Raw genomic sequence first — 25,799 nt, forward strand, 5'->3', positions numbered from 1 at the left:
TGATTTAACAACGTTTCTAGCCCCTCGGATTTTTTCCGAAGGGCTTTTTTTCTGTTCAGGGGGCAGAAAGGGGACAGTGTTTATGGTATAATAGACAAAAACACTTGAATTAGAAAGAAATTATGTCTAAAGAAATTGATATTGAGTATTACCACCAGCTAGCCTTGCAAAAGCAGAAGGAGCACCGCAAAGTGTTAGCTAATCTAAAGAAAAAACCTCCTAAAAACTTAGATAAGATTGCCCAGCAGATTCACCAAGAAGTCTTTGCTGAGATTGATTGCACCGCCTGTGCTAACTGTTGCAAGACTTTGGGGCCCGACTTTAAAGAAGCAGATATCACCCGTATCGCTAAGTACTTTAAGATGAAATTACCAGCCTTTGAAGCAGAGTTTTTACAGGTGGATGAAGATGGGGATAAAGTTTTCAAATCCATGCCTTGCCCCTTTCTAGGAGGAGACAATCTCTGCTCCATCTATGTTGTTCGTCCCAAGGCTTGCCGTGAATTTCCCCATACAGACCGGAAAAAGATCCATCAAATTAATCATTTGACGATTAAGAATACCTTGACCTGTCCAGCAGCATATCTCTTTGTTGAGAAATTAAAAGATAAGTTATAGAATTTACACTTTTAAATCTTGTACAAAGATTCTAGGGTGGAAGTATCTTGTATTTGTTAGAATATAGATAGAATTGAACACGGACTAAAAGCTGTGTGAAAAAGATGAAATTTTCTCGGAGCAGGAGCCCCTCCGTCAATTTTCCAATTTTCACTTTGCTTTTAACGACCTTTGTATCTTATGGAGGTAAGAAAAGAAGATTATGATGCATCAATTCAATCAAACCATGGATTATTTGGAACAGCAACTGACTGGAGAAGTGGATATGAAAAGGTTTCAGCAGCTATCGGGCTATTCTTACCCTCTTTTTAGCAGAATCTTTTCCATCATGGCCGATATGACATTAGCAGAATACTTGCGCAATCGCAGGCTATCAGAAGCTGTGACAGACTTGCGGGAAAGCTCTGACAAAATCATTGACATAGCAATGAAGTACGGCTACGAATCTGCGGATTCCTTCAGTGCAGCCTTCAAGAAATTCCATGGGGCAACACCCTCAGAAGTTCGAAATGGAAAACCTTATCGGGTTTTTCCTAGACTTCAATTATCCTTAAAGATTACAGGAGGAAAGAACATGGATATCAAGATTCAAAAGAAGCCTGCATTTACCATTGCAGGTGTCCTATTGGAAGCTATTGACAATAGCAAATGCCCGTCTGCTTGGGAGAATCTCTATAACAATCACAGCTTGGAAAGCCTAGAGAGTCTAGGCAGTGGCCAATCCTTCGGCATCTGTTCGGATGTCAAAGAAGGTAAAATCATCAACTATATGGCTGCTTATGATGTGACGGATAAAGCGAAAGCAGAAGAACTAGGTCTGTCCATCAAAGATGTCCCAGCCGCTGAATATGCTATCGTACCAGTCAAAGGTCCTATACCAGCTAGCATTCACAATGCTTGGAAATATGTCTTGGAGGTCTTTTTCCCTGAAACTGGTTATCGCCATTCAGGAGCCCCAGACTTTGAAGTTTATTTCAAAGGAGATATGTCGTCCCCAGACTACCAAATGGAACTCTGGATACCAGTCATCAGGGACTAGATCATTTTCTGATTTTTTATAAAGATGCAAACCTAACTCTGTAGAAAGAATCTCTACAGAGTTTTTAATTGTTGACATTCATGACTATAAATCACAAATACCCATATTTTTTGTTTGGATTTTATTGGGCATGCGAATAGTTTTCTCGGTATAATAGTCCCATAGAAGATAAGGAGGCAGGGATATGCAGATGTATTTTGGAGATGTGTCACTTTGCTATAGTTATTCATTGGCAATGGCACTGGATGCCTATGGTTATGACTTTAAAGCAGAGTTTTTAGAGGCAATCATGGTAATGGGCAATGGCGCTAGTATCGTAAAGGAAGATGAACAACACCCTCTAGTATTTTTTGATAATGGAATGCCAGATCTTTCAATCTCTCATTCTTTAAAAATACTTGGGTTTGACTATGAGGACTTCTATCTAAAGGATGGAGCGGAAGTAGATTTGGAAGAGATTAGAAGAAAGTTGGAAACCTTTCTGTCCAATGGACCTGTCGTACTGGGGCCTCTTGATATGGGGCATCTGACCTACAATCCCAATCACACAATCCTTTATGGTGTGGATCACTTCGTAACCGTGTATGACATTGATGATCGGTATCTCTATTTGCACGATCCAGCTGGTTTTGCCTGTATGAAGGTTGCTTTTAATGACATACTAGAAGCATGGAAGGCAGAGGCTATTGACTATAAGCGCGGAGCATACTCCATGTGGGGGAATTTTAAGCGGCTCAAGACTCCTAGTCAGACTGAAATCTATCAGGAAACAGCAAAGATTATAAAGTCCCGATATCTGAATGGTCAAAACGGTGTTTTGAAATGCTATGCAAAAGCAGTTGCTGAAAACGGCTTAAATACGGAGCAAAAACAACTGCACCAGTATTTTAGCTTTAAACTTGCAGCTGTTCGAAATCTCTATCTCAGTAAGTTCTTAAAAGTTCATGATCCAGAAGGGGCAAGATTAAAAGAAGAATTGGCTACTCTATTTGGTCAAGCCCACCTTTCATGTTTAAAAGAAGAATACCAAGAACTATCCCGCTTGCTCTATCAGATAGCAGAAGTGGATGTTCGCTTTAGAGATTTATATGTAAATAAGTAAGTCTAGGGGCGCTCCTAACTTTTATAAAGTGGCAAGTAAAAGCAGTTTTTCGTATAATGAAGAACTGCTTTTTGATTATGGTATAATGAAGTAAGAAAACACCTTAACCTACTAGAAAATGAAGGGAGAACTCCTATGCCTAGACCAAGAACAAAAGAGGAGTTGGTGCTAGCCTCTAAGGAAAACTATGAAAAGCTCAATCACTTTATATCTAAATTAAGTGAAGAGGAGCTACAGACTCCTTTTGATTTTTCAAAAGACCAAAAGAAAAAAGAAGCTCACTGGAATAGAGATAAAAATCTACGGGATGTCCTGATCCATCTCTATGAATGGCATCAGTTACTTTTGAATTGGGTAGATTCTAATCAAAAGGGGCAAGAGAGACCTTTTCTCCCGAAGCCTTATAATTGGAAAACTTATGGAGAAATGAATGTCGCTATTTGGAAGAAGCACCAGAAAACATCTTTAGAAGAAGCGACTAAACTACTAGAGCAATCGCATGAAGAGGTTTTAGAGTTGATGGAAGGCTTCAGCAATGACCAACTCTTTACCAAAGGTATCTATAAGTGGACAGGAGGGACAAGTCTAGGTTCCTACTTTGTGAGTGCCACTTCCAGTCACTATGATTGGGCTCTGAAAAAACTCAAAGCTCATCAGAAAAATTGTAAGAATAACTTGTTGAAGTGCTATAAAACTCACCAAAGGTTCTTCTAAATTTTGAATAGCTTGGTGCTCGTAATTTTAGAGCTATTCTAGCTTTAGAATCATTCAAAAATTAAAATTTAAAGCTGTCATAGACTTAGAATAGCCCTAAAACATTTATATCAATGCAATTTTAAGTTTAGAATTACACTGATATTAAAGGGATCGAGCTATTCGATGCTTAGAATAACTTGATTCTGAGAAATGTTGACTAAAAAATGATTCGAATGGCTATTTTCTGATATAGGATGATAGATAGATGGGGGAAATGATGAACATACAAAAAGAGAAAGTTAGAAAAGAGTTGGTGTCCCTCTGTTTGGGAGAGTTCACAGCCGTCCTATCTATTTGGTTTTGTTTTTTCCTTTTGAAAAATCGGCTTGGTGATGTGAATAGTCTAGTAACCATTCTCTATCCTCTGTCTTTACTGACATTTATTTTGCTTCAAGGTTCAATCTATTGGGCGATTTTGATTAGAAGACTCTCGAAACCTCAGTTCGGAAGTGGAAATGTCCCTAAACTATATGGTGTGCTCAGAATACTAGACCTCGTTTTACTTATTTCAGGCTTTCCTTTTATTGTCTGGAATGCGCAGAGTGTCCTAGTGACTATCTTAGCCACGTTGATACAGCTTTTTGCCCTTATCGAATGGCTTAATTACTACATTGTACGCCTATCTTATAGTTTGAACCCGCTTGTTTTATGGAAAAGAATTGCCAAGGGAAAACTTGAAAAAAGCAGAATATCCAAGGAGTTGAGGTGGGGGAATGAATGGAGGAAATGGATTGGATAATATAATTCTACGAACTGAGTGGTTCGACGAAATAGAAAAATTTTGTGAAATAAGACTGGATTGTGAGACAAAATATCTAACAATTTATCAGGTATGCTACATTTTTGAAGAGGAGATGAGCAAGGTATATATTGCTATGGATGAATATATAAAAAATCCTCATCAAACAAAAAAGATTATTTTCGGAGACGATAGTGAGAGGGGAAGTGGGTATTTTAGTTTCTTACTAACTCCCATCAACTTAAAAGAAGAATTAAAAATTGAAGTGGACATGGAAATTGCTGACAATGAAAATGGTTTGCATCGTTGTAAATTCTATGTAAATACTCAATTGGAAAATTTTAAGTATTTCAGAAACAATTTACCTAGAATATTTTCGAAAAACTCTAATAAGGAAATTAAATTGCATCCATATTTTTAGTAGAATTGAAAAATTTAATAAGGTTTTAAAGATAAATATTAAAGAAATTATTTTAAAAGAGACATCATATGAAATAGTTTAATTCAAATTTTGGAGATTATAAATGAGAACTATTGTTTTACAAATACATTATAAAAATATCGAACTGACTCAAGAGTGTCGACTTACTCTCATTGATAGCAAAATAGGAGTCCAATCATATGGAACTAGGTAAATTTAATTTTGAAAATAGAGGTCAGTCGCTAGCAGAATTGGGTGTTGCAAGTTATGCATATACATATCAAGATATGTTGGCCTATATAGACTGGATAGAGTTGAAAAAGTTTATGATTCTCGGTGGCGATGTCTATGTAGAGGGAGATGGGGGACTTGAGTTGACCTATGATAGCTGGCATTACTCTCCTAAAAATAATGATAGCGACTTACTCCAGTCAATTTCTGTAGCAAAAGATTATATCAACCAGTATGTAGATAGCAATGGAAAACATTTTTATTTTACAGTAGTTACTTCAGAATAGATGGAATTGATAGTATAATAGCAATTAGAGGTCATAAATATGAGTAAAACAGGAATGGGATTAGGTGCTTCAATAGTGTCTAATAATATTTTAAGAAATAAGGCGAATATAAAATGGATATTCCGAGAGGATTCCGTTGATGAACTAGATAATGGATGGCGTTTTTTTTCCAAAATAGATACTGAAGAGTATCTATCACATTCAGAAAATATGTTAGTATGTGACTGGAGTACAATTGTTGAAATAGAATCTGCGGTATTATCAATTTTTAACATACCTATTGGAACAGAACTCATACTTATTTACGAAGGTGAGAAGAAGTATTTCTTAGATTCAAATACTGGCGAAAAAATTTTTTAATAGAATTGGTATAGATTTAAGGATATTGAAAAATTAATATAAATCTCTCATTGAAAACCTAGTTTATTATGACACTTTATAATAATTAAAATTTTACTTAAGAATCTGATATATTTTAAATAACCTATCCATCTTTAATAGAACCATACATAAAACTCTCGAGGATGAATTTCTTAGAGAGTTTTATGTTTAGATATTTTCATTTATGCTATAATGTTCTTAATGAATTTTCAGAAAGGAAACTCAATGCCCTACAAATTTCTACTTTTTGATCTAGATCACACCTTGCTTGATTTTGATGCTGCTGAGAATGTAGCTTTGACGCAACTTCTAAAGGAAGAAGGAGTTGCGGATATCCAAGCCTATAAAGACTATTATGTTCCTATGAACAAGGCTCTCTGGAAGGACTTGGAACAAAAGAAAATCAGTAAACAAGAACTGGTTAACACGCGCTTTTCTCGTTTATTTGCCCATTTTGGACTGGAGAAAGACGGGACTTTACTTGCTCAGCGTTACCAGTTTTTTCTAGCCCAGCAAGGACAAACACTTTCGGGTGCTCATGAACTCTTGGACAGCCTCATCGAACGTGATTATGATTTGTACGCTGCGACAAATGGCATTACTGCTATTCAGACAGGTCGTTTGGCTCAATCAGGTCTGGCTCCCTATTTCAACCAAGTCTTTATCTCCGAGCAATTGCAAACGCAAAAGCCTGATGCACTATTCTATGAAATAATCGGTCAACAGATTACTGGATTTGATAAAGAAAATGCCCTGATGATTGGAGATTCCCTAACTGCTGACATTCAAGGTGGTAATAATGCTGGAATTGACACTATCTGGTACAACCCTCATCGCCTTGAAAATCACACACAAGCCCAGCCAACTTATGAAGTCCATTCTTACCAAGACTTGCTGGATTGCTTAGATGCTTTGTAGTGATTTCCCTAAGAGGTGTTGATATGGAAATTAAAGTCATTGAAGAGATTGATAACTTACTAAATCTCATCGAGCAGTATCAGTTAAAAGGTGTGGTTGCTCAAGTAAATTCGTTAAAAGAGTTAAAGTATATCATAAGCAATCATATAGAGTTAAGTACTCGAGAGAAGATGAATATCCACTATTCACTTTTTCTCCCTAGGGGTGGCTTATCTGAACTCTACTATATGGACGCTAATTTTGAACGGATGAAGTCTGTAAATAATCAACTTTCCTATGCTATTGATACAATCGAAAAGTTTTTAATGGCTGATTGATACTGTGAATACTAATGTCAAATAATAGGGTCAATAACAGTATATATAAGAACTGTAAAAAGTGGTTTAGATAGCCACTTTTTGCTATAATAGAAGCAGTAAAAACGAAGGAATAGTAAACGATGGCAAGACCAGAACTTTCTCTTTATGAACCATTGTATACACTAAAGGAAGTTGATCAAAATATCTGGATAGCAGATGGTGACTTGATACAAATGGATATGAAGGTCTTCAAACTACCTTTTCAGACACGTATGACAGTGATAAAGTTAAACGATGGAAAACTCTGGATTCATTCTCCTATTGCGCCAAATGAGGAGCTCTTTACTGAACTGGATACTTTGGGCAGAGTCGCTTACCTGATTTCACCAAATAAGATTCACTACGCCTATATTGCAGATTGGAAAAAAAGATATCCTTATGCACAAGCATGGTCTAGTCCAGGAGTTGAAGAGAGAGTGAAAAGTCAGAATGTCAAGGTAGAATTTGATTCTCCCTTAGCAGATGAGTCTCCTGACTTATGGTCTGATGAGATTGATCAACTTATTTTTAAGGGAAGTTCTGTGATTGAAGAAGTGGTGTTTTTTCATAAATCGACTAAAACACTCATTGTAACGGACCTTATAGAGAATTTTGAACCGGAAAAGATAGCTAGTCCAATCCGAAGAATAATCTATCGTTTAGCCCGTGTAACAGCTCCTGATGGACAAACTCCTATCGATTATCGTATGACTTTTTTTAGGAGACAAATAGATGCAAAGGTTTCCTTTTACCGCATGTTAAACTGGAAACCTGATAAGATTATACTTGCACACGGTCTATGCTTTTTTGAGAATGGTATAGATGAATTAAAACGTGCTTTTAGATGGATACGGTAAAGGAGAAAAAGATGCAACACTCATCATGGCATGCTTTGATTAAGGAGCAATTACCTGAAGGTTATTTCGGGAAAATCAATCAATTTATGGAACAGGTCTATGCTCAGGGAACTGTCTATCCACCTAAGGAAAAAGTTTTTCAAGCTCTCTTGACTACTCATCTGGAAGAGGTTAAGGTGGTGATTCTAGGGCAAGACCCCTATCACGGGCCAGGTCAAGCGCAGGGTTTGAGTTTTTCTGTACCCGATGCTATCCCAGCTCCGCCGTCCTTGCAAAATATCTTGAAAGAATTGTCGGATGACATCGGAGCTAAGAAATCCCATGATTTGACAGCTTGGGCTGAGCAAGGAGTCTTGCTTCTCAATGCTTGCTTGACGGTTCCTGCTGGGCAAGCCAATGGTCATTCTGGGCTAATATGGGAGCCCTTTACTGATGCTGTGATTCAGGTGGTCAATAATCTAGACAGACCTGTAGTCTTTGTGCTCTGGGGCGCTTATGCACGTAAGAAGAAGGTCTTGGTTACCAATCCTCACCACTTGATTATCGAATCAGCCCATCCTAGTCCGTTATCGGTTTATAGAGGATTTTGGGGTTCCAAGCCTTTTTCCAAGGCCAATGCATTCTTAAAAGAGACAGGACAAGAGCCAATCGATTGGCTTAGATAAGGAGAAAATATGCCTCAGTTAGCGACTATTTGCTACATTGATAACGGAAAAGAACTGCTCATGCTCCATCGCAATAAGAAGCCCAACGATGTCCATGAAGGCAAATGGATTGGTGTGGGTGGAAAGCTAGAGCGAGGTGAGACTCCACAGGAATGTGCAGCGCGTGAAATCCTCGAAGAAACAGGGCTCAAAGCCAAGCCGGTTCTAAAAGGTGTTATCACTTTTCCAGAATTCACACCAGATTTAGACTGGTACACCTATGTTTTTAAGGTGACGGAGTTTGAGGGTAACTTGATTGACTGCAATGAGGGGACGCTGGAATGGGTTCCCTATGATGAAGTTTTGAGCAAGCCAACTTGGGAGGGTGATCACACTTTTGTTGAGTGGCTTTTAGAAGATAAAACCTTCTTTTCAGCCAAGTTTGTTTATGATGGGGATAAATTATTGGATACCCAAGTTGATTTCTATGAATAAAGGAGAAAGCAGATGCTACTTATCAAAAATGGTCGTGTAATGGATCCCAAGTCTGGTTTGGATCAAGTGTGTGATGTTTTGGTTGAAGATGGAAAGATTATCAAAATTGCGCCTGAAATCAAGGAAGAAGGAGCAGAAGTGATTGACGCTACTGGTCTTGTGGTTGCTCCTGGACTGGTTGATATTCATGTTCATTTTCGTGAACCTGGTCAAACCCACAAAGAAGATATCCATACTGGTGCCCTAGCAGCCGCTGCAGGTGGTTTTACCACTGTCGTCATGATGGCTAATACTAGTCCAACCATTTCGGACGTAGAAACTTTGCAAGAAGTTCTTCAGTCAGCTGCCAAGGAAAAAATCAATGTCAAGACAGTTGCGACTATTACCAAGAACTTTAATGGCCAAGACTTGACTGATTTTAAGGCACTTTTAGAAGCAGGTGCGGTTGGTTTTTCTGATGACGGTATTCCGCTTGAGAGCAGTAAAGTGGTCAAGGAAGCCATGGAAGAAGCCAAAAAACTCAATACCTTTATCTGCCTTCATGAGGAAGATCCAGGTTTGAATGGGATTCTTGGATTTAACGAAAACATCGCTAAGGAACATTTTCATATCTGTGGAGCGACTGGGGTGGCTGAGTATGCTATGATTGCACGTGATGTTATGATTGCCTATGCAACCAAGGCCCATGTTCACATCCAGCATTTGTCTAAGGAAGAAAGTGTCAAGGTGGTGGAGTTTGCTCAAGGACTAGGTGCACAGGTCACAGCAGAAGTAGCGCCACAGCATTTCTCTAAGACAGAAGCTCTTCTTTTAACTCAAGGAAGCAATGCCAAAATGAATCCTCCACTTCGTTTGGAGTCAGACCGTCGTGCCGTTATCGAAGGTCTCAAGTCAGGTGTTATCACAGTTATCGCAACGGACCACGCGCCTCACCATGCAGATGAGAAAAATGTTGAAGATATCACCAAAGCACCATCTGGTATGACAGGTTTGGAAACCTCTCTTTCTCTTGGTTTGACTTATTTGGTGGAAGCTGGTGAGTTGAGCTTGATGGAATTGCTAGAAAAAATGACTGTCAATCCAGCCAAGCTTTACAACTTTGAAGCTGGTTACTTGGCTGAGAATGGTCCAGCGGATATCACTATCTTTGATGCCAAGGCTGATCGTACTATTGGTCCAAACTTCGCTTCAAAATCAGCTAATTCACCATTTATCGGTGAAACTTTAAAAGGGCAGGTTAAATATACCATCTGTAAGGGACAAATCGTCTATCAAAACTAGATGGGATTCTGCTCTATAAACTATAAGAATAGAGAGCGTATATGTATCCAACCCATCAATTTAAAGATAAGTTTGTCTTATTTCTTAAGATATTTTTTCCTATCCTAATTTATCAATTTGCCAATTATTCTGCCTCTTTTGTCGATACAACCATGACTGGACAGTACAATACCATGGACTTAGCAGGAGTATCAACTGCAACGAGTCTATGGAACCCTTTCTTTACTTTTTTAACAGGGATTGTTTCGGCCACGGTTCCCATTATAGGCCATCATCTGGGACGGGGCAAAAAGGAAGAAGTGGCATCTGATTTTTACCAATTTATCTACTTGGCTTTTGGACTGTCTTTGGTCTTGCTTAGCATGGTAGTGTTCTTAGCGCCGCCTGTCTTAAACCATATCGGACTAGAAGCTCAAGTAGCTACGGTTGCAGTTTCTTATCTTTGGTACCTGTCTATCGGGATTATTCCCTTGTTGCTTTTCAGTGTCATTCGGTCATTGTTAGATTCTCTTGGATTGACCAAACTATCGATGTATCTGATGCTCCTATTACTTCCGCTAAATAGTGGTTTTAACTATCTCTTGATATATGGAGCATTAGGTTTTCCTGAGCTTGGTGGTGCAGGAGCAGGGCTAGGAACTTCGCTAGCCTATTGGGCTTTATTGGGCATTTCCCTGCTTGTTTTGTTCAAACATGAAAGATTAAAAACGTTACATCTTGAAAAACGGATTCCACTTAATATAGATAAAATCAAGGAAGGTGTTCGATTAGGTCTACCAATCGGAGGAACCGTCTTTGCGGAAGTAGCTATTTTCTCCGTTGTGGGACTAATCATGGCTAAGTTTTCATCGCTCATCATCGCCAGTCACCAGTCAGCTATGAATTTTTCGAGTCTCATGTATGCTTTTCCCATGAGTATTTCCTCTGCTATGGCGATTGTTGTGTCTTACGAGGTTGGGGCTAAACGTTTTGAGGATGCAAAAATCTATGCTCGTCTGGGGAGAATAACCGCCCTTATTTTTGCAGGTCTTACCCTATCTTTTCTCTACATTTTTAGAAATCGTGTAGCAAGTCTATACGGAAATGACCCTCACTTCATTGAAACAACTGCTGTATTTCTAACCTACAGTCTCTTTTTCCAATTAGCTGATACCTTTGCGGCTCCGCTCCAAGGAATTTTAAGAGGGTATAAGGACACTATCGTTCCTTTCTATCTTGGTCTAATCGGATATTGGGGAGTAGCGATACCTCTAGGATATTTACTAGATCAAGTAACTGACTTGGGGGCATTTGCCTACTGGATTGGGTTAATTGCCAGCTTGATTGTTTCTGGTTGTTTGTATCAATGGCGTTTGAAAACCGTAATGAAAAGATTGAGTTAATTTTTGGAAAATATCCTGAAAAAGCACTTTGTGAAAAAATACTCTAACTAGAGAGAATCCCTGTTTTAACAGGGGTTTATTTTTTTATATTGTGAAATTTTATTAGCCATATACTTTGACAGTGTATACTAAAAAAGGTAAAATAGTAAGGTAAGTACAAAGTTAGAAAGGCAAGATTATGTCAACTTTAGATAAAAATCTTTTGCTAGAGATGTTCCGTAAGATGGAAGAAATCCGTCGCATGGACTTAAAAATCGCTCAGTTAGTGAAAAAGGGAAAAGTTCCCGGTATGACTCACTTTTCTGTCGGAGAGGAAGCTGCTAACGTCGGAGCGATGCTGGCTCTTAATCCAGATGATCTGATTACCTCAAATCACCGTGGACACGGGCAAGCTATTGCTAAGGGGATTGACCTCAATGGAATGATGGCTGAAATCCTCGGGAAATACACTGGAACCTGTAAAGGAAAAGGTGGTTCTATGCATATCGCTGACCTGGATGCTGGTAACCTTGGTGCCAATGGTATCGTAGGTGGTGGTATGGGAATCGCTGTCGGTGCAGCCCTCAGTCAACAAATGCAACATACTGGTAAAATCGTTGTCTGCTTCTTTGGAGATGGTGCGACCAACGAAGGTGTTTTCCACGAAGCAGTTAACATGGCTTCTATTTGGAAACTTCCTGTTATTTTCTACTGCATTAACAACGGTTATGGAATCTCTGCGGATATCAAGAAAATGACCAATGTGGAGCATATCCATCAACGTAGTGCGGCATATGGAATTCCTGGAATGTTTATCGAAGATGGGAACAACGTCATCGATGTCTATGAAGGATTTAAGAAAGCTGTAGATCATGTTCGTGGTGGCAATGGCCCAGTCTTGATCGAAAGTGTAACCTATCGCTGGCTTGGTCACTCATCATCTGACCCTGGTAAATATCGTACGCGTGAAGAAGTGGAATTGTGGAAACAAAAAGACCCAATCGAAAACCTTCGCAAATACCTCATTGAAAACAATATTGCAAGTGCAGAAGAATTGGAAGAAATTCAAGCACAAGTCAAGGAAGCAGTAGAAGCTTCTGTTAAATTTGCGGAAGAAAGCCCATTCCCACCACTAGAATCAGCATTTGAAGATATTTACGCAGACTAAGGAGAAAGAGATAAAAATGGAAACAAAAACAATGTCCTTCCGTGACACCATTATCCTTGCTATGTCTGAGGAAATGCGTCGCGATGAAAATGTATTCTTGATGGGAGAAGACGTCGGTGTCTTCGGAGGAGACTTCGGAACTTCTGTTGGAATGCTCGAAGAATTTGGTCCAGAACGTGTTCGTGACTGTCCGATTTCTGAAGCTGCCATCTCGGGAGCAGCAGCAGGAGCAGCCATGACAGGACTTCGTCCAATTGTCGATATGACCTTCATGGACTTCTCGGTTATTGCCATGGACAATATCGTCAACCAAGCTGCTAAAACACGTTATATGTTTGGTGGGAAAGGTCAGGTTCCAATGACTGTCCGATGCGCAGCTGGTAACGGAGTTGGTTCTGCGGCTCAGCATTCGCAATCACTAGAGTCTTGGTTTACTCACATCCCTGGTCTTAAGGTTGTAGCTCCAGGTACACCTGCGGATATGAAAGGACTGCTCAAGTCTTCTATCCGTGATAACAACCCTGTTATCATCCTTGAATACAAGTCAGAATTTAACCAAAAAGGGGAAGTTCCAGTTGATCCAGACTACACAATCCCACTTGGAGTTGGTGAAATCAAACGTGAAGGTACAGATGTAACAGTCGTTACTTATGGAAAAATGCTTCGCCGTGTGGTTCAAGCTGCTGAAGAATTAGCAGAAGAGGGAATTTCAGTTGAAATTGTGGACCCACGTACTCTTGTACCGCTTGATAAGGATATCATCATTAACTCAGTTAAGAAGACTGGTAAGGTGGTGCTAGTCAACGACGCCCACAAAACAAGTGGCTATATTGGAGAGATTTCAGCTATTATTTCAGAATCAGAAGCATTTGATTATCTAGACGCACCAATCCGCCGTTGCGCCGGAGAAGATGTGCCAATGCCTTACGCACAAAACCTAGAAAATGCAATGATTCCAACAGTTGAAAGCATCAAAGATGCAATCCGTAAGACTTATAATAAAGAATGATATTACATAAATTATGTTATGTGATTTTTTAGAGATTTTTAACTTTAGTAACTTGAAATATGTTTTGTATCCAAGTTGTATGTAAAGTTGCGACAGTTTTTTGACGAATCGATAATATTCGACAAAAAACTTAGTAAGTCTACTAGGTTGGTCGCCTGATAGCGACAACCGTAGTAACTTGAGACACGTTTCGTGTCCAAGTTACTTGTAGAGTTGAACACGGGCTAAAAGCTCGGAAAAAAGATAAATCTCCTTAGCTTCATCGAAGCCTACGTAGATTTCCTATTTTTCAGTCGCTTTTTGACGCCCTTAGTATCATGTAATTGAATTCGGACGGAGGTCTGCGAAAAAAAGATAGATTTCCTTGTGTTCATCGAACACATCGTCAATCTCCTATTTTTTCATTGCCCTCTTCGTCCTAAATATCTTAGTATAGAATTGGAGAGGTCATGGCTGATGACAAGCTAAGAGCGACTCCTGCGGCTAGAAAGTTAGCGGATGATCTAGGAATCAACCTCTACGACGTTTCTGGCTCAGGTGCAAACGGTCGTGTCCACAAAGAAGACGTGGAAACTTATAAAGACACAAACGTGGTTCGCATTTCGCCACTTGCAAAACGAATTGCCCTCGAACATAACATTGCTTGGCAGGAAATCCAAGGAACGGGTCACCGTGGTAAAATCATGAAGAAGGACGTTTTGGCCTTACTTCCTGAGAATATCGAAAACGACACCATCAAGTCTCCTGCTCAGATTGAAAAAGTGGAAGAAGTTCCAGACAATATCACTCCTTATGGTGAGATTGAGCGTATTCCAATGACACCAATGCGTAAGGTTATCGCGCAACGTATGGTTGAATCTTACCTAACTGCGCCAACTTTCACACTCAACTATGAAGTTGATATGACTGAAATGCTGGCCCTTCGTAAGAAGGTTCTTGATCCGATTATGGAAGCGACTGGTAAGAAGACTACTGTAACAGACCTTCTTTCACTCGCTGTTGTGAAAACATTGATGAAACACCCATACATCAACGCTTCATTGACCGAAGACGGCAAGACCATTATCACTCATAACTATGTCAACCTTGCGATGGCGGTTGGGATGGATAACGGATTGATGACACCTGTTGTCTATAATGCTGAAAAAATGAGCTTGTCAGAGTTGGTTGTTGCCTTTAAGGATGTAATTGGTCGTACCTTGGATGGTAAATTGGCTCCAAGCGAACTGCAAAATTCAACCTTCACAATTAGTAACTTGGGAATGTTTGGTGTTCAGTCCTTTGGTCCGATTATTAACCAACCAAACTCAGCAATCCTCGGAGTTAGCTCAACAGTAGAGAAACCTGTTGTTATCAATGGTGAGATTGTTATTCGTCCTATCATGAGCCTTGGTTTAACTATTGACCACCGTGTTGTAGATGGTATGGCTGGTGCTAAGTTTATGAAAGACTTGAAAGCCTTGATTGAGAATCCGATCTCAATGTTGGTTTAAGTCAGCTATTGTTATTTTAGAGATTTAGAAGGAAGTAAGACATGGCCTTAGAAGTAATTATGCCAAAAGCCGGCGTGGATATGACAGAAGGACAAATCGTCCAATGGAATAAAAAAGTCGGAGAATTTGTAAAAGAAGGAGAAATCCTTTTGGAAATCATGACTGACAAAGTCAGCATGGAATTGGAAGCCGAAGAAGATGGATACTTGATTGCCATCCTTAAAGGAGATGGTGAAACTGTTCCAGTAACTGAAGTTATCGGTTACCTTGGAGAAGAAGGGGAAAACATCCCAACTGCTGGAGCAGCTGCAACAGAAACAAAACCTGCACCTGCAGCTAGTGCCTCAAATGACGATGGTAAGAGCGATGATGCCTTTGATATCGTTGTGATTGGTGGAGGTCCTGCTGGTTATGTTGCAGCCATTAAAGCTGCCCAACTCGGTGGGAAGGTTGCCCTTGTTGAGAAATCTGAACTCGGTGGAACGTGTTTGAACCGTGGCTGTATCCCAACGAAGACCTACCTTCACAATGCTGAAATCATCGAAAATATCGGTCATGCAGCAAACCGAGGTATTGTCATTGAAAATCCAAACTTCACTGTAGATATGGATAAACTTTTAGAAACTAAATCTAAAGTTGTCAATACCTTGGTTGGTGGCGTTGCGGGTCTTCTTCGCAGCTACGGAGTTACAGTTCATAAGGGTGTTGGTACTATCACTAAAGATAAGAATGTCTTGGTAAATGGTTCAGAATTGCTTGAAACCAAGAAAATTATCCTTGCTGGTGGTTCAAAAGTCAGCAAGATTAACGTCCCTGGTATGGAATCATCACTTGTCATGACCAGTGATGATATTCTTGAAATGAATGAAGTTCCAGAAAGCCTCGTAATCATCGGTGGTGGCGTTGTCGGTATTGAACTCGGTCAGGCCTTCATGACATTTGGGTCAAAAGTAACTGTTATCGAAATGATGGACCGTATCGTTCCAGCTATGGATGCGGAAGTTTCTAAGAATCTTCGTTTGATCCTTGAGCGCAAAGGTATGACCATCTTAACCGACACTAAACTCCAAGAAATCATCGAAGAAAATGGTCAACTTCGTATCAAGGTTGAAGGAAAAGACGATATTATCGCAAGCAAGGCTCTCCTTTCAATCGGTCGTGTACCAGACCTTGAAGGAATTGGCGATGTTGAGTTTGAATTGGATCGTGGACGTATCAAGGTCAACGAATACATGGAAACTTCTGTTCCAGGTATCTACGCACCAGGTGACATCAACGGTACGAAGATGTTGGCGCATGCAGCCTTCCGCATGGGTGAAGTTGCCGCTGAAAATGCCCTCAAAGGGAACCATGCTGTTGCCAAATTGAACTTGACTCCAGCAGCTATCTACACTCTCCCTGAAGTAGCAGCAGTAGGTCTAACTGAAGAACAAGCTCGTGAGAAATACGATGTTGCAATCGGTAAATTCAACTTTGCAGCCAACGGTCGTGCCATTGCATCGGATGCTGCTCAAGGTTTCGTTAAAGTTATTGCTGATAAGAAATACGGAGAAATCCTTGGTGTTCATATCATCGGTCCTGCAGCCGCAGAATTGATTAACGAGGCGTCAAGCATTATCGAAATGGAAATCACTGTTGAAGAAATGCTGAAGACTATCCACGGACACCCAACCTACTCTGAAGTGATGTACGAAGCATTTGCGGATGTTCTAGGAATGGCCATCCATTCACCTAAGAAAAAATAAAACGAAGATAGACTAGACTGGAAGATTATTTCCAGTCTCTATCGTATAAAGGGGTATCATGAAATACATTATCAATCATTCAAACGACACTGCTTTTAATATCGCCTTGGAAGAATACGCCTTTAAACACCTTTTGGATGAGGATCAAATCTTCCTACTTTGGATTAACAAACCATCTATCATTGTCGGGCGTCACCAGAACACTATCGAAGAAATCAACCGTGATTATGTCCGTGAAAATGGCATTGAGGTGGTCCGCCGTATCAGTGGCGGTGGAGCTGTTTATCACGATTTAAACAACCTCAACTATACTATCATTTCAAAAGAAGATGAAAACAAGGCCTTTGACTTCAAGAGCTTCTCAACTCCAGTTATCAATACCTTGGCTCAACTCGGTGTTAAAGCTGAGTTCACAGGCCGTAATGACCTTGAGATTGATGGCAAAAAATTCTGTGGTAATGCCCAGGCCTATATCAATGGCCGTATCATGCACCACGGTTGCCTGCTCTTTGACGTTGATTTGTCAGTCCTTGCTAATGCCCTCAAGGTTTCAAAAGATAAATTTGAATCAAAAGGTGTGAAATCCGTTCGTGCCCGTGTAACCAATATTGTCAATGAATTACCAGAAAAAATCACAGTTGAAGAATTCCGTGATTTGCTATTGGAATACATGAAAAAAGAGTATCCAGAGATGACTGAATATGTTTTTTCTGAGCAAGAATTGGCTGAAATCAATCGTATCAAGGATACCAAGTTCGGTACTTGGAACTGGAACTACGGTAAATCACCTGAATTTAACGTCCGTCGTGGAACAAAATTCACCAGTGGTAAGGTCGAAGTTTTTGCCAACGTTATTGAATCAAAAATCCAAGATATCAAGATCTATGGTGACTTCTTTGGTATCGAAGACGTTGCTGCAGTAGAAGATGTCCTTCGTGGAGTGAAATACGAACGCGAAGATGTTCTTAAGGCCTTAGAAACTATTGACATCACACGCTACTTTGCTGGTATTAGTCGTGAAGAAATCGCTGAAGCAGTAGTGGGGTAAAAAGAAAAGAAGTTGGTTATATGACCAGCTTCTTTTTATGAGCGATATTTTACATAAATATTTTTATATATTCTATAAACTATCTAAAGCATTCTTTTGTTCATCATTGACGATATGGGTATAGAGGTCAGTGACTTGTGTACTAGCATGCCCTAACTGGTGGCTGACCAAAACTTGCGATTTAGTTGCATCATAGAGTCTAGTTGCTAGCGTATGGCGTAGTTTATGGGGAGTTACACGCACTTTGAAGTCCTCAGAGTACTTAGCAACCATTTTTTCAACACTGGAAGCATCGATACGATTGGGAACACCACGATATAAGGTCAGAAAGAGAGCTGTATCCGTCTTTTTCGTCTTATAGCGTTGATTTCGAATGGCTAGATAATTCTCTAGGTAAGGCTTAGCAAAAGCAGCGACATTGACCGAGTCACGTTTGCCACCTTTTCGAGTGACATCAATGACCATCATTTTGAGATTAAGGTCTCTTAGATCCAGATTAACGGCTTCAGATAAGCGGACACCAGATGCTAGGAGAAGGGCAATAATAGCCAAATCACGTTCTTTATTCTTATTAAATGATGAGAGAGCCCGATTTGAGAGCTGTTGTGGGTACTCCTGGTCGATATAAGTCAGAAAACCTTCTGTTTCATCACCTAGAAAGAGCTTTTGCTTGATGTTTTCAGCTCTGGCAGCAAGAGTTTCTTTCTTTTTCTTGGTTGAAACTTTCTTCATTACATTACGATAGAAATAAGGCTCCCCCTGGTCGTTTTCAACCTCCTCGGTTAGATACTTGTAAAGACTGGAAAGTGCTGACAAGGTCCGATTGATGGTCGTCTGAGAGACACCTTGCTTGGTTGTATTAGCATTCAGCAAAGGTCGTTCACGTAGGTACAGGATAAAGGATTCCATGTCTTTTTTAGACATATTTTCCAAGACAGATAAAGGAATGTCAGACATTTTATCAGCATTTGAAATTCCAGACTCTAAAACCCAGCTGAAAAATCGATCGTATTCCTTGAGGTATTCGTACAAGGTTGTAAAACTGTAGGGAACAGCAAGCTTTGATTGGTAGTATTCCAGAACATACCAGGGCATGATTTGTTTTAGTTTGTCGATTCGTTCTAGCAATATCTCACGTTTCATTTATTTTCTCCATAATTAAGTCTACTAGTAGTATAGCATAGACTAATATATTTTTCAAGAAAATTATAGTTTTTCGGAAAGATGTAATAAGTGTTTGATGGATTCTAGAAAAAACAAAGACCTGGTTCCACAATCATAAGAAACAGGTCTTTTGTGTGTATGTAATCCGGCAATATGTTTATATTTTAATTTCTCTAAAATATTGCAATTGCCATTTTTGTGTTGCTCGAGCTGTTGTATTTAAATTTGAGCACCAAGGAGGATAAAATCGCATAGACATTTTTCCATTGCTATCTTTTGTCGACAGAATGTTTTTACGAATAGCCACCTCGTTTGGAATAATGAATAGTCCCCTCTTATCATTATCAATGATAACGATTATAAGTTCATTTCCTAAGTCCTCATTGGTATAAGGAATGTTCTTGTTGTTTTGGTCTTTTTTCCAAAAAACTGTAAAATATCCTTCTTTTTTTGGTGTTCTTTTTGCCAATCGGCATCTTTTATACCCTTGCTCTTCCTTTATATTGATAAGAATACCTTCGTATTTTTCATTGTATTTTTCTTCAATGAAATCAAAATCACCATAAAAATTATATAAAACATTGAGTATTTTCATTATGATGTATGTCCTCCTTAGCAAATAACTTTTCCAAAGAATAATACTGTTTCCAACAAAATCAGCTACCGACTATGCACATCTTTTTTATGTATTACCATATAGCAGGATACCAAGATGACGAAGATTTTAAGCAGGTAGGTTTCGGATCGATCAGTGTCTATGGTTAGCTGAGACAAGACATTAATGATCGAATGTGTCATAACGCAAATCCAGAGATTCTTTGTTTTGTTATAAAGAGCTGAGAGTATGAAAGAATTCGTCAGCAATCCAAATAAAAACGGTAGAATTTGCAGAGTTGCTAGGGAACCATCTATGCAAAAGAACAACAGATGCCAAAGTGCCCAGCTGAAAAAGGTTAGGATTGTTGAGTGAAAATACGGTAGCTTTTCTTGTAAAATTGGTTGAAAAACATATCGCCATCCAATCTCTTCTATACCGCCAAAGACAATAAATTTGAAGAACATCAAAAATGGGAGATACCAGCTAAATTCTATTATTTTCCCACCAAACATTAGAAAAGAAAAATCAAGGATAATAAGGAAAAAAGATAATAAATAGTGTTTATAACTGGTATGAATGTTAAAAAAATCGTTTACAATCTTCTTAAAATGAATATGAAAATAGTGATTTGCAACAATGATTCCCCAAAGAGCTGAAGAAATGCCACCTAGAAAGATTCCTAAAATAGATAATAGATTGGACTGAACAGAAAAATGATTCAAGAGAAAGAAAAGAAGACAAACTGATACTATTTGGCTAAATGTGCCTAGCAAATATACCGCAATTGCCTTATTTCTTTTCATTGAGAATCCTTTCAATAATATTTTACGTAAAATAAATTATGTAAACAAAAACTTACAACAACAAATCTTTGACTTTTCCAATTTCACTTTTTGGAATCACTAGGTGAATCATATCACCAAGATACATTCTAGTTGATCCGTTAACGGTTTGGCTTTTGCCATTATGGACTTGGGTGGTGATGAGTACGTTATGTGGCAAGTTGAGCTCGTGAACCTGTTTTCCAGCGATTTTGTCAGATACAGGAATTTCAATGAGGGTGACTTCTCCTTCATCTGTCGCTTCTTCTGGCAACATTTTTTCTAGCATGGCCTCATAGACTGGGGCTCCCTTGAGCAGATCCATGACGATGTAGGCGACTAAGGTCACTAAGCCCAGTGGCATGAGGTTGCGAATATCTCCAACCATCTCAGTTACGAGGATCATGGCAGTTAAGGGAGCCTTGGAAATTGCCCCAAAGTAGCCACTCATTCCCAGAATGACAAATATAGGGAATTGCTCCTGACTGACAAGCCCAAGGTTGACACAAATGACACCAACTAGGGCACCAAGTAAGGAACCTAGCGCCAGAATGGGAAGGAAGATTCCTCCTGGGAGGCCACTTCCATAGCTAATCATGCTCCAAACAAAGCGAATCAAAAAGTAAGCTAATAGAACTTGAAAACTAAAATTTTGCTCAGTTAGGGAAAGAACAAGCTGATTTCCACCACCAAGGATTTGTGGCAAGAAAATCCCGACTGGTATGATAAGGATAAAGGCTAGGATTGGATAATAAGCTTTATTAAAATGGATTTTTTGACCAATCCAGTCATAAATTCGACCAACATTGAGTACAGCCTTCTCATAGAGAAAACCAGAAAGTCCGAGAAAAACTCCCATAAAGAGGTAAATCCAATACTGGTCTAGGGTCATGAGAGGAATGTTGTCTGGCATATCTAGTACGGGTGTTAGGCCAAATATGAGTAATGAGACAAAGTTTGCTACGAGACTGGCTGCTAGAGTTGAGACCCAGAAAAAGCGTGAAAAATGATGATAGACTTCCTCTACAACAAAGAGGAGACCTGCGATTGGTGCATTAAAGGCAGCGGCTAAACCTGCAGCAGCTCCACTGGCGATCAGGGAACGTTCCTCTACTGGGCTAGATTTGAGCCACTTGGCTATACCTTTACCACCAACTGCTCCAAGTTGAATACTTGGTCCTTCTCGACCTAGCATAAGGCCACTGGCAATAGCAAGAATACCTAGGATATATTTTTTCCAGAGGACACTCCACCAGTTGAGAGTCATGAGTCCCTTTAGTTCGGCTTCGACTTGAGGAATTCCTGAACCCTTGATATCTTTTTCCGACCTAGTTAGTTTCGCACTAAGCCAGCAAACGAATACATAAAATAGGCCAATGATAAAAAGATTGCGCACTAGGTGCGCTGGTTCTTGATAGAGTCCTTGTATCAGATGAAAACCCTTTTCGATTAAGAAACGAAAGGATCCGACGATTAGCCCGACGACGAGACCAACAATGATTCCTCGTCCAACTTGGGATAATATGGTGCTTGAGGCAAAGGCAAATTCTTTCTTGGAACGGAGTGTTTCTGACTGTTCCTCCATAATCATTTCCTCTTACTTGTCTTTCTTAGTTGGAACCAGTGTTTTGACTGGTTCAAAACTGGTTCGGTGAATAGGGGTGACACCTAGTTTTTCTAGTCCTTTTAGGTGTTTAGCTGTTCCATAACCTGCATTAGCTGTAAAATCATAGCCGGGATATTGCTGATCATATTCCTTCATCAATTCATCCCGTGTCACCTTGGCTACTATAGATGCAGCTGCGATTGAGAGAGAGTTGGCATCTCCTTTGATGATTGCTGTTTGGGGAATCGACAACTCCAGTTTCATGGCGTCTATCAAGAGGTGCTCAGGTTTCGGACTGACCTGGGAAATTGCTTCCTTCATGGCCAGCTTGGTTGCTTCATAGATATTGACTTGGTCGATGACCTGATTATCCATGATACCAATACCGATTGCCAAGGCTTGATCTTGAACAGCATGATAAATTTCCAAATGTTTCTTTTTGGGGATCTTCTTGCTATCGTTGAGGCCTCTAATCTTACAATTTTTCGGCAAGATAACGGCTGCAGCGACCACAGGACCAGCCAGAGGACCACGGCCGACCTCGTCAACACCTGCTATAAAGGTCAATCCTTGCTTATAGAGTTCTTTTTCATAGGAAAGCATAGATTCCAAACGAAGGTCTTCATCCAGTTCAGCCTGAATGGCTTTTTTACGCTTGCTGATTTCTTTTTGAACTCCAGAACGAGTATCTTTTTCCAGTTCAAGAAAAAGGGGATTATCTAATTCTTTGACAGTGGCAAGAAGTTCTTTAATTTCTTTAATCGTCGTCATCGATGTCGTCCAATGTATCTAAGGTGTAGTTACCGAGTTTTCCATCACGGACTTCCTTGACGAAGAGGCTGTAAAAGCGGTCGTAATCATCTCGGAAACCGAGAGCACGGGTCATATCCATGATGATAACAGGTGCTTCTTCTTCTATCTTCATTTGTTTGAAGCGTTCAGCTAGCTTTTCTGGATAATGTTTTTTGAAATAATTGAGACCAAAAATGGTCACTTCATCCATAGGAAGCAACTGGTCTTTAATGGCTCCAGTCAAGGCTAGTTTCAAAGCAACGGTTTCGTCTTCAAATTTAGGCCAGAGAATCCCTGGTGTGTCTAAAATTTCAAGGTCTTTGTTGGTTTTGAGCCACTGTTGCCCCTTGGTAACACCTGGTTTATTGCCGACAACCGCAATCTTTTTCCCAGCCAAACGGTTCATAAGAGTTGACTTACCGGCGTTTGGAATTCCGATAATCATGGTCCGCAAGGTTTCAATCTTGATACCGCGTTCTTTCTGGCGTGCAATCTTATCAGCCATGAGCTTTTTAGCAGCATCAGTAACAACTTTTACAGTTACTTGCTCTTTGGAGTTGATAGCCAGAGTTTGGATTCCCTGTGATTCAAAGTACTGACGCCATTCTTTGGTCATTGCGGGGTCAGCAAGATCTGCCTTATTCAAAATCAAAAGCTTTGGTTTATCCCCCACAATCTTAGTTAACATAGGATTTTGACTAGATAAAGGTAGCCGAGCATCCACCAAAATCGTCACAAAATCAACAAACTTAAGATTCTCCTGAACTTGCCGCCGAGCCTTAGACATGTGGCCCGGAAACCATTGAATAGTAGCCATAATATTTTCCCCTTCCGACTAAAAAAAACGTAGTAAAAACGTTTTCTTTCTTACTACCTATTCTATCATAAATGAGGAACTTTTGCATAGGCTTTGACCATAATAAATGACAAATAATATAGGTCCGACACATCCTTGATGCCAGTCACGATTTACTTGACTTTTTTTGCTAACAGGTATATACTTAGTGTATACTAATTCGTGGAGGTAGTGCAATGAATACAGTAAAGACTCGGAAGGTAGGGAATTCTCTCACTGTGACTATTCCTAAAAATTTGGGGATGACAGAAGGTCAAGAAATGGTTGTCTACAAAGGGATTGACGGAGTCATTGTCTTAGCTCCAAAACTGAAAGATCCTTTTGATGGGATTACTGATTTGAGAATGACAAATGATTTTGAAGGGGTAAGGTCACTTGATAGCGAAATCTGACTATATTCCTGAAAAGCAGGATATCATTTGGCTGGACTTTGATCCATCAGTCGGTCGGGAAATCCAGAAACGGCGACCTGCCTTGGTAGTTTCTAGGAGAGAATATGCCTTGCAAACTGGTTTTGTAGCTGTCTGTCCTATCACTCATGGCCAACAACGTTTGGCTGAAAAAGGCTTGCTCGTTCCTGTCTCGTCGGACAAGGTAGATGGCGCTGTCAATCCATTTCAACTGTATACCTTTGATTTTCGGATGCGTAATGCTCAAAAAATAACAAGAATGGACACACAATGTTTTCAGAAAGTCGTCCAACTTTACCAGTACATCTTTGGAGATACTTAAATCCTATCATGCATAGACAAGGTAGGATTTTTTCTATATGAGTAACCTATCTAAAAACGGATGAAGACAATTGAGGAGAATCCCTCTAGTCCAACTTTCTTGTGCAGATGATAGATGTTCTGCCTGAAGGCATTCTTTTAGAAAATCGCGGACTTGTTCTGGAGCAATCTCAAACTCAAAGGCCTTCATCTTGTAGAAAAAGTCGATGAGATGCTCAGATAAGTAACCATCTGAAAAGGGTACTTCTCCACTTTTTCGATACTCTAGTAAGAGTTGAGAAAATCTGGCTTTATCATCAGGCAAATCACGAAAATAGGAATTAAGAAGCCAAGTCTGCTTCTGCTTTCGTTCAATAGGATCTTGATTTGCAATTCGCTGATTCTTTTCCAGCTCTTTCTGGTTTTGTTTAGCCTTGATAGCCCGTTCGTCTCTATTCTTACCAAAGAGGATTTTTTCCCATTTTCGTTCTTCTTGGGTCAAGGTTTCTGTAAAGCCAAAGTAATCTTGATAGGCTCGTTCTGCGGGACCCATGGCAAGAATGAGGTTGTCAGCGTATTGCTTGGCGATTTTATCTCTTTTCTTGCGTTCTTTCTCTGCTTGAATCCGTAAATGCTGCTCATAGTCGATTTTCTCCTTGCCTAGTTTGACAAGGTAGAGTTGGTCATCGGTCTTACCAAGTAAAAAAGGTTTGATACACTTTTCCAGCACTTCTTCCATACGAGCCTTCTTCTTTGGATCTGCCTTGGTCCAACTTCCCCCTTGAAAGACCTCTAGGAAGAGCTGATAGTCTCTCTCAGGCGCGAATTGATTGCCACGATTGGCTTTGAAAACACCTTTTTCCCAAAACCATTTTAGAAGTCGTTCGTCAAAATCGCTTTTAGTGACCTTGATTTTTTCCTTTTTCTGGGCCTTTCTAGTCAGATTTTCAACTTTTCTGAGTAGTTTTTCTTCCTCTTCCAATTGCTGGTCAAGGGTCAATCGATGAAAATGACGAACACAGTCGCTTCCTATAGGGAAGAGACGTTGGCCTGTGACTCCATTAAAGAGTTCGTAGGCGTATTTTATGGCATTCCCGCAGACGCAATTACTACGGCCAATGCCATTAAAAATCAAGGAAACTTCATTCCATTCCTTGGTAGCTTGATCCCAAGTATCGGCTTTTGAAGCCTGTAAAACCGCATCGTGCAAGGATTTTCTAACTGGAAGTGTCATGAGGTCTCCTTTCTAATACTCAATGAAAATCAAAGAGCAAACTAGGAAGCTAGCCGTAGGCTGTACTTGAGTACGGCAAGGTGAAGCT

29 protein-coding genes are annotated in these 25,799 nt (G+C 39.8%); 22 read left to right on the top strand and 7 right to left on the bottom strand.

Annotation, left to right across the window (positions count from 1 at the left end):
- Positions 1–122 precede the first annotated feature (122 nt).
- From ACT17O_RS05330 to ACT17O_RS05425, 20 genes are all read left to right on the top strand, one after another.
- Positions 123–617, top strand: a complete 495-nt coding sequence (locus ACT17O_RS05330; protein WP_444817173.1) for a YkgJ family cysteine cluster protein — start codon at positions 123–125, stop codon at positions 615–617.
- 202 nt (positions 618–819) lie between these two features.
- Positions 820–1,656, top strand: a complete 837-nt coding sequence (locus ACT17O_RS05335) for an AraC family transcriptional regulator (protein ID WP_444817174.1) — start codon at positions 820–822, stop codon at positions 1,654–1,656.
- A gap of 184 nt (positions 1,657–1,840) precedes the next feature.
- A complete protein-coding gene (locus ACT17O_RS05340; RefSeq protein WP_444817175.1) occupies positions 1,841–2,758 on the top strand; it encodes a peptidase in 918 nt (305 codons plus the stop codon).
- Between the two features lie 135 nt (positions 2,759–2,893).
- Positions 2,894–3,472 carry a ClbS/DfsB family four-helix bundle protein gene (locus tag ACT17O_RS05345; RefSeq protein WP_444817176.1) on the top strand — a complete coding sequence of 193 codons (579 nt, stop codon included), beginning with the start codon at positions 2,894–2,896 and terminating at the stop codon, positions 3,470–3,472.
- A gap of 247 nt (positions 3,473–3,719) precedes the next feature.
- Positions 3,720–4,253 carry a hypothetical protein gene (locus ACT17O_RS05350; RefSeq protein ID WP_444817177.1) on the top strand — a complete coding sequence of 178 codons (534 nt, stop codon included), beginning with the start codon at positions 3,720–3,722 and terminating at the stop codon, positions 4,251–4,253.
- Positions 4,228–4,674, top strand: a complete 447-nt coding sequence (locus ACT17O_RS05355) for a hypothetical protein (RefSeq protein WP_444817178.1) — start codon at positions 4,228–4,230, stop codon at positions 4,672–4,674. Before ACT17O_RS05350 ends, ACT17O_RS05355 begins: the two co-directional genes overlap by 26 nt.
- 200 nt (positions 4,675–4,874) lie before the next feature.
- The gene (gene imm40 / locus ACT17O_RS05360) at positions 4,875–5,192 is read left to right on the top strand and encodes an Imm40 family immunity protein (RefSeq protein WP_444817179.1); all 318 of its coding nucleotides are present in this window, start codon (positions 4,875–4,877) and stop codon (positions 5,190–5,192) included.
- Positions 5,193–5,231: 39 nt separating this feature from the next.
- The gene (locus ACT17O_RS05365) at positions 5,232–5,552 is read left to right on the top strand and encodes an immunity protein Imm33 domain-containing protein (protein WP_444817180.1); all 321 of its coding nucleotides are present in this window, start codon (positions 5,232–5,234) and stop codon (positions 5,550–5,552) included.
- Between the two features lie 246 nt (positions 5,553–5,798).
- On the top strand, positions 5,799–6,491 hold the full coding sequence (locus tag ACT17O_RS05370; RefSeq protein WP_444817181.1) for a YjjG family noncanonical pyrimidine nucleotidase: 693 nt from the start codon (positions 5,799–5,801) through the stop codon (positions 6,489–6,491).
- A 23-nt stretch (positions 6,492–6,514) separates the two neighbouring features.
- Positions 6,515–6,808: a hypothetical protein gene (locus ACT17O_RS05375; RefSeq protein WP_247940887.1), complete on the top strand. Its 294-nt coding sequence runs from the start codon at positions 6,515–6,517 to the stop codon at positions 6,806–6,808.
- Between the two features lie 122 nt (positions 6,809–6,930).
- Positions 6,931–7,686, top strand: a complete 756-nt coding sequence (locus tag ACT17O_RS05380) for a DUF4336 domain-containing protein (RefSeq protein WP_049490597.1) — start codon at positions 6,931–6,933, stop codon at positions 7,684–7,686.
- A gap of 11 nt (positions 7,687–7,697) precedes the next feature.
- Positions 7,698–8,351: a uracil-DNA glycosylase gene (locus tag ACT17O_RS05385; protein ID WP_001164851.1), complete on the top strand. Its 654-nt coding sequence runs from the start codon at positions 7,698–7,700 to the stop codon at positions 8,349–8,351.
- Between the two features lie 9 nt (positions 8,352–8,360).
- Positions 8,361–8,825, top strand: a complete 465-nt coding sequence (locus ACT17O_RS05390) for an NUDIX hydrolase (RefSeq protein ID WP_001135777.1) — start codon at positions 8,361–8,363, stop codon at positions 8,823–8,825.
- A gap of 12 nt (positions 8,826–8,837) precedes the next feature.
- Positions 8,838–10,106 (top strand): dihydroorotase, encoded by a 1,269-nt coding sequence (locus ACT17O_RS05395; protein WP_444817182.1) that lies wholly within the window; start codon positions 8,838–8,840, stop codon positions 10,104–10,106.
- Between the two features lie 41 nt (positions 10,107–10,147).
- The gene (locus ACT17O_RS05400; protein ID WP_444817183.1) at positions 10,148–11,488 is read left to right on the top strand and encodes an MATE family efflux transporter; all 1,341 of its coding nucleotides are present in this window, start codon (positions 10,148–10,150) and stop codon (positions 11,486–11,488) included.
- 178 nt (positions 11,489–11,666) lie between these two features.
- Complete coding sequence (locus ACT17O_RS05405) at positions 11,667–12,635, top strand: thiamine pyrophosphate-dependent dehydrogenase E1 component subunit alpha (protein WP_000105349.1); 969 nt, start codon at positions 11,667–11,669, stop codon at positions 12,633–12,635.
- 16 nt (positions 12,636–12,651) lie between these two features.
- Entirely contained in the window at positions 12,652–13,644 is a 993-nt protein-coding gene (locus tag ACT17O_RS05410; RefSeq protein ID WP_000448714.1) for an alpha-ketoacid dehydrogenase subunit beta, read from the top strand.
- A gap of 449 nt (positions 13,645–14,093) precedes the next feature.
- The gene (locus ACT17O_RS05415; RefSeq protein WP_206283669.1) at positions 14,094–15,137 is read left to right on the top strand and encodes a dihydrolipoamide acetyltransferase; all 1,044 of its coding nucleotides are present in this window, start codon (positions 14,094–14,096) and stop codon (positions 15,135–15,137) included.
- 41 nt (positions 15,138–15,178) lie between these two features.
- Positions 15,179–16,882 carry a dihydrolipoyl dehydrogenase gene (gene lpdA, locus ACT17O_RS05420; protein ID WP_065371790.1) on the top strand — a complete coding sequence of 568 codons (1,704 nt, stop codon included), beginning with the start codon at positions 15,179–15,181 and terminating at the stop codon, positions 16,880–16,882.
- Between the two features lie 58 nt (positions 16,883–16,940).
- The gene (locus ACT17O_RS05425; protein WP_061587043.1) at positions 16,941–17,930 is read left to right on the top strand and encodes a lipoate--protein ligase; all 990 of its coding nucleotides are present in this window, start codon (positions 16,941–16,943) and stop codon (positions 17,928–17,930) included.
- Positions 17,931–18,002: 72 nt separating this feature from the next.
- Here the strand turns inward: ACT17O_RS05425 and xerS are convergent, their stop codons facing one another.
- The 6 genes from xerS to ylqF form a co-directional block, all read right to left on the bottom strand.
- On the bottom strand, positions 18,003–19,073 hold the full coding sequence (gene xerS / locus ACT17O_RS05430; RefSeq protein WP_444817184.1) for a tyrosine recombinase XerS: 1,071 nt from the start codon (positions 19,071–19,073) through the stop codon (positions 18,003–18,005).
- 178 nt (positions 19,074–19,251) lie between these two features.
- The gene (locus ACT17O_RS05435) at positions 19,252–19,689 is read right to left on the bottom strand and encodes a MepB family protein (RefSeq protein WP_444817185.1); all 438 of its coding nucleotides are present in this window, start codon (positions 19,687–19,689) and stop codon (positions 19,252–19,254) included.
- Between the two features lie 65 nt (positions 19,690–19,754).
- Positions 19,755–20,495, bottom strand: a complete 741-nt coding sequence (locus ACT17O_RS05440; RefSeq protein WP_444817186.1) for a CPBP family intramembrane glutamic endopeptidase — start codon at positions 20,493–20,495, stop codon at positions 19,755–19,757.
- Positions 20,496–20,547: 52 nt separating this feature from the next.
- On the bottom strand, positions 20,548–22,098 hold the full coding sequence (locus tag ACT17O_RS05445; protein WP_444817187.1) for a chloride channel protein: 1,551 nt from the start codon (positions 22,096–22,098) through the stop codon (positions 20,548–20,550).
- A gap of 12 nt (positions 22,099–22,110) precedes the next feature.
- Positions 22,111–22,890 (bottom strand): ribonuclease HII, encoded by a 780-nt coding sequence (locus ACT17O_RS05450; protein WP_444817188.1) that lies wholly within the window; start codon positions 22,888–22,890, stop codon positions 22,111–22,113.
- Positions 22,877–23,728, bottom strand: coding sequence for a ribosome biogenesis GTPase YlqF (gene ylqF / locus ACT17O_RS05455; protein WP_000201310.1), 852 nt, complete (start codon positions 23,726–23,728; stop codon positions 22,877–22,879). Before ylqF ends, ACT17O_RS05450 begins: the two co-directional genes overlap by 14 nt.
- A 215-nt stretch (positions 23,729–23,943) precedes the next feature.
- On the opposite strand from ylqF, the gene mazE reads away from it, so the two are divergent.
- Both mazE and ACT17O_RS05465 read left to right on the top strand, forming a co-directional pair.
- Positions 23,944–24,159, top strand: a complete 216-nt coding sequence (gene mazE / locus ACT17O_RS05460) for a type II toxin-antitoxin system PemI/MazE family antitoxin (protein ID WP_001098942.1) — start codon at positions 23,944–23,946, stop codon at positions 24,157–24,159.
- A complete protein-coding gene (locus tag ACT17O_RS05465) occupies positions 24,143–24,499 on the top strand; it encodes a type II toxin-antitoxin system PemK/MazF family toxin (protein WP_000560798.1) in 357 nt (118 codons plus the stop codon). The genes mazE and ACT17O_RS05465 overlap by 17 nt, the downstream gene beginning before the upstream one ends.
- 33 nt (positions 24,500–24,532) lie before the next feature.
- Here ACT17O_RS05465 and ACT17O_RS05470 read toward each other — a convergent pair whose 3' ends face one another.
- Positions 24,533–25,711, bottom strand: coding sequence for a hypothetical protein (locus ACT17O_RS05470; protein WP_301390614.1), 1,179 nt, complete (start codon positions 25,709–25,711; stop codon positions 24,533–24,535).
- Positions 25,712–25,799: the final 88 nt, after the last annotated feature.

The sequence above is a fragment of the Streptococcus sp. HJ1 genome (assembly GCF_052399005.1).
Taxonomy (GTDB): domain Bacteria; phylum Bacillota; class Bacilli; order Lactobacillales; family Streptococcaceae; genus Streptococcus.